Here is a 4,795-nt window from a genome sequence, read left to right as displayed (position 1 = left end):
CGCCGCGCACGGCCGCACGGCGCAGGGCCGGACGGCGCACGACACGCGACACGCGGCGGACGGCGCACGACACGCGACGGACGCCGAACGGCAACGCGGCCACGCCGCACGGCGCACGGCGCACGGCGCACGACACGCGACACGCGACACGCGACACGCGACACGCGACACGCGGCGGACGCCGAACGGCAGCGCGGAGCGGCAGCACGGCAACGCCGCAACGCCGCAACGCCGCAATGCCGCAATGCCGCAACGACAGCAGCGGCAGCAGCGGCAGCGGCAGCGGCAGCAACGAGGGCTGTACGCCAGCGGCAGAACTGTCCGCCATGTGATGGCGCGGCACCAACCAAGTGGGAAGGCTCGACGGGATGTTGCCTCCTGATGACGCTGACGCACTCGACTGGCTCGCCTTCGAGCAGGCGGGTGTGCTGACGACCGCGCAGCTCTCCGGGCTCGTCACCGAGGGGACGGTCCGGGGCCGGATTCGCTCCGGACGCTGGCGGTCGGTCTGTCAGGGGATCGTGCTGGCCGGTAATGGTCGACTCACCCGCGACCAGCAACTGTGGGTGGCGGTGCTTGCGGCCGGTCCGGGAGCGGTCCTGGCCGGGGTGACCGCGGCTGCCGAGGCGGGCGTACGGGGACTGCGGCGCGAACCACTGCACGTGCTGGTGCCGGCCGAGCGTCGCGCCGCGCGGACCGCCCTGCGTCGGCTGCCCATCGACATGCCCGCGGTGCTGGTCCATCGCACGTCGGTGCTGCCGGACGGGCATGTTCAGCTCGCCCGTCCGCCACGCACGACGACGGCCCGCTCCCTGGTGGACGCGGCCGGGTGGGCGGGCGGCGTCGACGAGGCGCAGGGGTTGTTGGCCGCCGGATGCCAGCAGCGTCGCGTGCTACCCGAGGAACTGGATGCCGTGCTCGACGTCCTGCCCCGGGCACCTCGCCGACGGCTGATCCGGCAGGCCGTCGCCGACATCGCCGGCGGTGCGCAGGCGCTCTCCGAGATCAATTTTGTACGGCTGTGCCGGCGGCACCGGCTGCCCGCGCCGGACCTGCAACGACACCGCGTCGACGCGGCGGGCCGCAACCGCTGGTTGGACGCGTACTGGCACGAGTGGCGGGTGCAGGTGGAGATCGACGGCGCGCACCACATGGACGCCCGGCAGTGGGCGGCGGACATGCGCCGGCAGAACGACGTATGGACCAGCGGTGACCGTATCCTGCGCTTCCCCGCCTGGCTGGTCCGCGCCCGCCCCGACGAGGTCGCCGACACCGTTCGACGGGCGCTGGTCGCGGCCGGCTGGAGCCCGACCGGCGCGGCGCGACGGTCGCCGGAACAAGCCCGATGATGCCTACGGTTTGCGGGCCACGCCGCTGTAGCCGGTGCGGGCCACCTCGGCGTCGACGGTGGCGGGCGGCTCGGGGTACGGCCACATGTTGACCAGACCGGGCGACTCGAGGACGAAGTCGCCGAAGAACCGGGTGACGTCGGCGTGGCCGCGCGGTACGAACGGCGTGTTCGCGCGGGCGTAGATCGCCGAGATGCGGGCCATCAGGTCGGGGTGCACGTCGGTGCTGGCGTGGGACAGCGCCAGGTAGCTGCCGGGGGCGAGCGCGTCGCGGTAGGTCGCCACGATGTGGTGCGGGACCTGCTCGTCGGGCACCAGGTGCAGCACGAACATCATGAGGACCGCGACCGGGCTGTCGAAGTCGATGGCGGCGGCGACCTCCGGATGGGAAAGCACCTCGGCGGGTCGGCACAGGTCGGCCTGCACGACCGACACCGTCGCCGCGTCGGCGAGCAGGGCACGCCCGTGGGCGCACACCACCGGGTCGTTGTCGACGTAGACGACGCGTACGCCCGGGTCGATGCGGTGGGCGATCTCGTGCACGTTGTCCCGGGTCGGCAGCCCGGAACCGAGGTCCAGGATCTGCCGGACGCCCTTCTCCTCGACGAGGTGGCGGACCGTACGGGCGATCAGGTCGCGGCCCTGCCGGGCGGCCTCGGGCATCCACGGCGCGACCTGCAACACCATCTCGGCGGCGGCCCGGTCGGCGGCGAAGTTGTCCTTGCCGCCGAGGTAGTAGTCGAACATCCGCGCCGCGTTCGGCCGGTCGGTCTGCAGGCTCAGCCTGGGCTCCGACTGCGTCATGGCCGACCACCTCTCCCCGCCGAGCCCGCAGCATACCGTCCACGATGGTCGATCACGGACCCCCGGAGTCGGCACGAGCGTGATGCCTGTGGGTCATCTGGACAACTCACAGGCATCACGATCGTCGACGGGCGCGGTCAGCCGCTCGCGCAGATGGCGCCGTTGAGGGTGAACGCGGTCGGCAGGACGTTCGGCCCGCTGTACGCGCCGACGAAGCCGGCGCTGACGCTCGCGCCCGGGGCGATCTGCCGGTTGTCGTCGGTCGGGGTGACGCGCACGGCCCTGCCGACCTGCTCCCAGGTGGCGCTCCAGCCACTGCTCACCTGCTGCCACCCGGTCGGCCAGGTCCAGGTGAGCGTCCAGCCGGTGATGGGTTTCGTCCCGTTGTTGGTGATCTCGACGCCCCCGATGTAGCCGTTGCCCCAGTCGTTGCTGGCGGTGAAGCGGACCGTGCACGCGCTGGTCGCCGGGCTGCCGGTGGCGAACGTCAACGGCGGTGAGGCCCAGGACACCCGGCCGGCCGTGTCGCGGGCCAGCACGTTGACTGTGTACCTGCTGCCCGGCACCAGGTTGCCGACCGTGAACGACGTCGTCGCCGTCTCGCCGAACTGCTCGCTGACCGCGCCGTTCTGCCGGTACACCTCGTACTTGGCGATCGGGCTGCTGCCGGCGGTGGCCGCCGGCCAGGTGATCGTCGCGCCCCGGTCGGTGACGCCGCTGGCGGTGGGCTGGCCCGGGGCCGACGGCCGCCCGGCGGTCGCGCCGGCCGGGCGCAGCACGAGCGTCGTCAACGAGTACGGCGGCAGCGTCCGGCTGATCGCCGAGCCGGACTGGCCGGTGGCGATGCCCGTCGCGCCGTTGGTGAGGGTGGACACCGTCGGCGCGGCTGTCGACGGTGTGAACCCGGCGTAGTCGATGGCGACGTCGTGGGCCGCGTCCGGGTCCTTGTTGATCAGCAGCACGGCCAGGTCCCCGTTGGTCCGGCGGACGGCGTGCGCGCTGACCAGGGGCTCGTCGGTGCCGGCGCGGATGAACTGGTCGCCGGTCTTCGCGAAGAGCTTCATCATCGTCAGCGCGTGGTACGGCGCGAACGGCGTGTTCAACGGCGGCTCGCACACCGAGCCGTCGGCGGTGCAGGTGCCGCTGGACAGCATGCCGAAGTCGCCGTAGTCGGTCTGGCCCGCCACCTCGCTCACGGTGCCGATGCCGTTGTGCACGTTCCACCACTGGGCGGTGAACACGCCGTTCTCCAGCAGCCCGCTGTACGCGTCGGCGAGGAACAGCGCCCCGGGCTGGGTGTTCTGGCCGGCGCCGACGTTCAGCTCGGTGAAGCTGATGCCGATCCGGTCGGCGTTCGGGCCCGCGTACCGGCTGAGCTGCTGCCGGAGCAGGTACGTCGCGTCGGGGAGCTGGTTGGTGCGGGTGAGCGACTCGGCGGCGGTTCCACCCGGGTACCAGTGCACGTCCACGAAGTCGATCTTCGGGCCGGCGAGGGAGAGCACGGTCTGGTTCCAGGAGCCCGGGTCGCCGCCGGCGGTGATCCCGTCCGGCCAGTTGCCCGGCATGGTCAGCACCGCGCCGACCCTGATGCTCGGGTCGACCGCCTTCATCGCGTCGGCGTACTCGATCACCAGCCGCGCGTACTGGCTGGCGCTCTTGTCCGGGTGGTCGTCCGCCTCCCAGGCCGACCCGTAGAGCCCGTTGCCGTAGTTCTCGTTGCCGATCGTCCAGTACTTTGCGCCGTACCCCTTGGTCACGTTGGCGTAGCGCACCCAGTCGGCGGCCTCGGACGGCGTACCGGTGCCGTAGTTCGCGATGATCATCGGTTGGGCACCGACCCGCCTGACCGCCGCCATGAACGTGTCGAAGTCGGTGTTCGGGGCGACGTACCCGCCGGGTGCGGTGTGGTCCTTCCAGTGGTAGATGTCGGCGTACGAGCCGCCGGGATAGCGCATCATCTGCACGCCGGCGTCGCGCAGCAGGTCCGACGTCTCGGCGGTGCCCAGGTTCTGGTCCCAGATGGCGTGGTTGACGCCCAAGGCGGTGTCGGACACCCGCGCCAGTCCGGCGCGGGCGTTCACGGTCACGGCGACGGCGCCGGGGTCGGCCGCCGCCATCGCTGTCGGAGGGTGGATGCCGGAGAGTGCGCTCGCGGCGAGCAGCACGCCCGCCAGGAGCGCCGCGCGGCGGTTCGGTATCTGCATGGCTGGGTTCCTTCGGGAAACGACGGTGAGTCACCCGGCCGGCAGAAAGCGGCGCGGCGGCGGGCGGACTCGTGGACGGACAGGCCCCGGCGCCCCATCACTCAATCCCCGTCCTCCGGGATCCGTGGTCCGGTCCCGGCTGCCCAGTGGACGGGCGTCAGCCCCGCGCGCAGCAGGTTATCGACGGCCAAGAATGTCATGGTCGAATCGGGGATCTCAAGGGGACCCGCCCGAAGCAGGCGCTCCCACGACTGAAATGACGTCATACGTTACGTCTTGACGAACGACATGTTATCGCTCACAGTCGATGCGAGACGCCCAGCGTCAACGGCTCACCGGGAGAGCCGTCGCTGGTCAGGACGCCCGCCGGCAGGCGGGCGTCGCGACCGGACCGGTCAACAGCACGCGGGCGCGCGGAGTCCACCGCGCGTCACCCGC

The 4,795-nt window shown here is 71.8% G+C and carries 4 protein-coding genes; 1 reads left to right on the top strand and 3 read right to left on the bottom strand.

Going from position 1 to position 4,795, the window contains the following annotated elements; genetic code table 11:
- Positions 1-343: hypothetical protein (locus tag AB0J68_RS27395; protein ID WP_363941210.1), on the bottom strand; the 343-nt coding region annotated here is incomplete at its 3' end.
- 25 nt (positions 344-368) lie between these two features.
- Here AB0J68_RS27395 and AB0J68_RS27390 point away from each other — a divergent pair.
- The gene (locus tag AB0J68_RS27390) at positions 369-1,349 is read left to right on the top strand and encodes a DUF559 domain-containing protein (protein WP_363941208.1); all 981 of its coding nucleotides are present in this window, start codon (positions 369-371) and stop codon (positions 1,347-1,349) included.
- 3 nt (positions 1,350-1,352) lie between these two features.
- On the opposite strand, the gene AB0J68_RS27385 is transcribed toward AB0J68_RS27390, so the two are convergent.
- Positions 1,353-2,153: an SAM-dependent methyltransferase gene (locus AB0J68_RS27385; protein WP_363941206.1), complete on the bottom strand. Its 801-nt coding sequence runs from the start codon at positions 2,151-2,153 to the stop codon at positions 1,353-1,355.
- Positions 2,154-2,290: 137 nt separating this feature from the next.
- Positions 2,291-4,357 carry a cellulose binding domain-containing protein gene (locus AB0J68_RS27380; protein ID WP_363941203.1) on the bottom strand — a complete coding sequence of 689 codons (2,067 nt, stop codon included), beginning with the start codon at positions 4,355-4,357 and terminating at the stop codon, positions 2,291-2,293.
- Positions 4,358-4,795 lie beyond the last annotated feature (438 nt).

It is taken from the genome of Micromonospora sp. NPDC049580, from assembly GCF_040675595.1.
Lineage (GTDB): Bacteria > Actinomycetota > Actinomycetes > Mycobacteriales > Micromonosporaceae > Micromonospora.
Note: the sequence above shows the minus strand (reverse complement) of the source record. Positions and strands in the feature narration are given on the sequence as shown.